Here is a 3,877-nt window from a genome sequence, read left to right as displayed (position 1 = left end):
TACTTGGCTAAACCTAATATGCGAATATCATCCTTGATTTAATTGCTTAAGATATAAGCATATTTGATGGTATGGCTTTGAAGAATTTTAGACTACATATGGTAGATAGTTTTTGTAGAAGGTAATTATGCAATTTGCTCAACTGATAATTTGTCTTTTTATATTTAAATTTCCTTAATAAATGTTTATATTTATTCGTAATGATATATAATCAATATTATGATTAATTTCATATAATAATTACTAGTATATATAGAAAATGAGGTGTTTTATATGAAACAAGAGTCTAAAGGCATAATATGTCTACTTTTATCTTCCTTGTTTTTCGCCGTAATGGGGGCAGCGGTTAAGTCTATACCATCCATTCCCATTGCCGAAAAAATATTTTTTAGAAACCTTGTGGGAGTAATAATTACAGGTATTATTCTCATAAAAAACAAAGAAAATCTTATAGGTTCAAATATCAAGCTACTAACTTTGAGATCTGTATTTGGATTGTTAGGAGTAGCTGCAAACTTTTATGCAATATCTAAATTACCTTTATCCGATGCAGCTTTACTTAATAGAATGTCACCATTTTTTGTTATATTGCTCTCTTTATTATTTTTGAAAGAAAATGTTATCAAGTATCAAATTTATGCGATGCTAATAGCCTTATTGGGTGCTGGCTTTGTAATAAAGCCGCAATTTGATTATACCATTATACCAGCCCTAGTAGGTCTATCATCGGCGGTATTTGCTGCTGGAGGATACACCTGTGTAAGACAGCTTAGGCTTTACTCATCACCCTATACAATAGTATTTTTCTTTTGCTTATTTTCTACCCTATCCACAATTCCATTTATGCTCATGGGGCATTTTACTTATCCAAGTCCGAGGGAGCTTGTATTGCTTCTTTTAATAGGTATATCTGCAACAGCAGCTCAAATATTTATGACTACGGGATATAGATTCGCACCTGCCTCTAGATTGGCTATATATGGATATACTAATATACTATTTTCAGCTATATTGGCAATAATTCTTTGGAGTGAATTCCCTGATCTCTTAAGTATAACCGGTGGAGTATTGATTATTTTAGGAGGCATAATTAATTATATAGTCATAAACAATGAAAACTTCAATGGAAGAATTAAAGGAAGTAATGACAGAAATAAGTAGGATTTAAGAGGGATTGTTTTGTTGATAACTATGCTGTGGATTATAATTTATCCACATTTTTGAGGGTAGATTTTCTATTCTGTGGAATAAAAGGTTTTGTCTCAAAAACCAAAGAAGAGGATTTTGATAATCAAAATCCTCTTTTTTTATATTTATATTTCAACATTCTTAAAGATAACAGCATAAGCAAAAATTATTGATCCAATAACTATAAATACATCGGCTACATTAAAAACTGCAAAATTTATTAAAGTAAAATCAAAAAAATCTATAACATATTTCAATCGTATTCTATCTATTAGGTTTCCAATAGCCCCTCCTATAATAAAGGCCATAGGTAATTTGATCAGTAATAGATTCTGCTTTTTCATTATCTTCATTAAATAAACTATTAAAATGGCAACTACAATTGATGTTATTATTATCAAAAATGTTTGTTTATCCCTCAGCATACTAAATGCGGCTCCACGATTTTTCCTAAATGTGAAATGAAAAACATCTTGAATCAAAGGATATGTTTCTATTGATTTTAAATGAATATTTGCCAGGTGCTTCGTCCATTGATCAAAAATAATTATGGAAATTATTATTATAAGATACCCCATATATTCTCCTCCAAAGTAATTTACTTCATTTTATATTCTAGCATACTTTATTTATTATGCATACCATAAATCTCTTCTCTAAAGCAATGGTGAAAATAGTCTTCCCAAGGCTTCTCTAAACTTAGTATATATACTTCTCTTAAGATGTTCCTCTAATATCACTTCATTACTATCTTTAATATCCATTATAAAATCATCCTCTAGCCTTTTCACCACTTCATTGTCATATATAAAGGCATTTACCTCAAAATTGATACTAAAACTACGGATATCAAGATTTGCTGTTCCAATAGATGCACCAATCCCATCTACCAATAATATTTTGCTATGAATAAATCCCTTCTCGTATGTGTATATTTTAACTCCAGCCATAAGTAACTCTTCAATATGAGACTTTGATGCCCAATAAACTAAATAATGATCCGGTTTACTAGGTATAGCTATTCTAACGTCTATTCCGCTTAATGCTGCGGTTTTTAATGCCATCAATATACTCTCATCGGGAACTAAATATGGTGTTGCAATCCATATTCTTTTTTCTGCAGTGGAAATCATAGTGAAATATGCTTGTAAAATTGATTCCCAATCGGAATCCGGCCCACTAGAAGCTATTTGTATTAATTGTTCGCCATAATACCCTAACTTAGGATAGTATTTTTTATGGGACATGATTTCTCCTGATACGAAATACCAGTCTTTTAAGAAGATATTTTGAAGACTATATATGGCTTCACCTTGGATTTTTATATGTGTATCTCTCCAAAATCCTAGATTCTGATTTTTACCTAAATACTCATCTCCTATGTTTATTCCACCTAAATACCCAATTTTTCCATCTATAACTATTATTTTTCTGTGGTTTCTATAATTTAATTGCCTACTAAGTACTGGAAATATAACTGGATAAAAGGCATGAACTTCTGCTCCTGCTGTTTTTAAGGATTTAACATATTTTTTCCCCAGCTTCCAACAACCAACACTATCATATATTAGTCTAACCTCTACCCCATCCCTTACCTTCTCAATCAAGATATCCTTTATTCGATTTCCTATATTATCATTTCTTATTATAAAATACTCCATATGTATATGATCCTTGGCTTTTTTTAGTTCACTTATTATGGACTCATAGGTGCTTTCTCCATTTGTTAATACTTCCGTATTATTATTGACAGTAAAGGGAGCTTGGGAATTCTTAAGTAGGAGCTTTATCAATCTACTTTTTACCATGCTTTCATCATTACCAAACAAGCCTATTTCATTTAAAATTTTCTCTTGGGTATTGGCTATTTGATAAAGTAGTTCAAAATCTATATTCTTCTTTTTCTCAAATTTCTTTTTGTTTTTAACATTTTGACCAAATAATATGTAAAATATAAATCCCACCACTGGTACTAAAAATAATATTAAAAGCCATGCAATTGTCTTTGATGGATTATTATTCTCTAAAAAAATAACCATACCAATAAAAAAAGCATAAAAAGTGAATACAACTCCTAAGAGGGTGGTAATTTTCTGCAGGACTTCATTATATGTAATATTAGTTGTGACCTCAAAAACTGATATACCTAGAAACATTAAAATCATGGTAAAAAATACTGAAAATGCTATAGTTCTTTTAGACGGCGTTATCATATTATTCACCACCATATCTTATGCATAGTTGTTTTATTTTTATCTGTTTATTAAATTATATATAATATTATAAAGCATTAATACTAAAAATACTCTTGAAAGTTTCGAGAAATCATTTTTCTACTGTAATCTTTGTTTTTTGTTATATATCACAAAAAAGCATTCTGCTTGTCAGAATGCTTTTTTAATATTTTGGCGGAGAAGGCGGGATTCGAACCCGCGCGCCGGTAAACCCGACCTAACGGTTTAGCAAACCGTCCTCTTCAGCCTACTTGAGTACTTCTCCAAATGTAAAATACCCTAATTGACATTAGGGATTTTAAAAATATTTAATTAACCGGCGACGACCTACTCTCCCAGGCAGTTGCCCACCAAGTACCATCGGCGCAGAAGGGCTTAACTTCTGTGTTCGATATGGGAACAGGTGTATCCCCTTCGCTATAGCCACCGGATTTTTTGCTGCCAAGCAAATAAAT

3 protein-coding genes, 1 tRNA gene and 1 rRNA gene are annotated in these 3,877 nt (G+C 31.1%); 1 reads left to right on the top strand and 4 read right to left on the bottom strand.

Annotation, left to right across the window (positions count from 1 at the left end):
* The first annotated feature begins 273 nt into the window (after positions 1-273).
* Complete coding sequence (locus N4A68_11395; GenBank protein ID MCT4564898.1) at positions 274-1,161, top strand: DMT family transporter; 888 nt, start codon at positions 274-276, stop codon at positions 1,159-1,161.
* Between the two features lie 152 nt (positions 1,162-1,313).
* On the opposite strand, the gene lspA is transcribed toward N4A68_11395, so the two are convergent.
* From lspA to rrf, 4 genes are all read right to left on the bottom strand, one after another.
* A complete protein-coding gene (gene lspA / locus N4A68_11390; GenBank protein MCT4564897.1) occupies positions 1,314-1,766 on the bottom strand; it encodes a signal peptidase II in 453 nt (150 codons plus the stop codon).
* A 78-nt stretch (positions 1,767-1,844) separates the two neighbouring features.
* Positions 1,845-3,401: a cardiolipin synthase gene (cls, locus tag N4A68_11385; protein MCT4564896.1), complete on the bottom strand. Its 1,557-nt coding sequence runs from the start codon at positions 3,399-3,401 to the stop codon at positions 1,845-1,847.
* Positions 3,402-3,594: 193 nt separating this feature from the next.
* Positions 3,595-3,687 (bottom strand) — tRNA-Ser (locus N4A68_11380).
* Between the two features lie 49 nt (positions 3,688-3,736).
* Positions 3,737-3,853 (bottom strand): 5S ribosomal RNA (rrf, locus tag N4A68_11375).
* Positions 3,854-3,877: the final 24 nt, after the last annotated feature.

It is taken from the genome of Maledivibacter sp., from assembly GCA_025210375.1.
Lineage (GTDB): Bacteria > Bacillota > Clostridia > Peptostreptococcales > Caminicellaceae > JAOASB01.
Note: the sequence above shows the minus strand (reverse complement) of the source record. Positions and strands in the feature narration are given on the sequence as shown.

Bases quoted from the DNA above. Each gene is read 5' to 3' on its own strand.
- N4A68_11395 (MCT4564898.1), top strand. From the start codon at position 274: ATGAAACAAGAGTCTAAAGGCATAATATGTCTACTTTTATCTTCCTTG.
- lspA (MCT4564897.1), bottom strand. From the start codon at position 1,766: ATGGGGTATCTTATAATAATAATTTCCATAATTATTTTTGATCAATGG.
- cls (MCT4564896.1), bottom strand. From the start codon at position 3,401: ATGATAACGCCGTCTAAAAGAACTATAGCATTTTCAGTATTTTTTACC.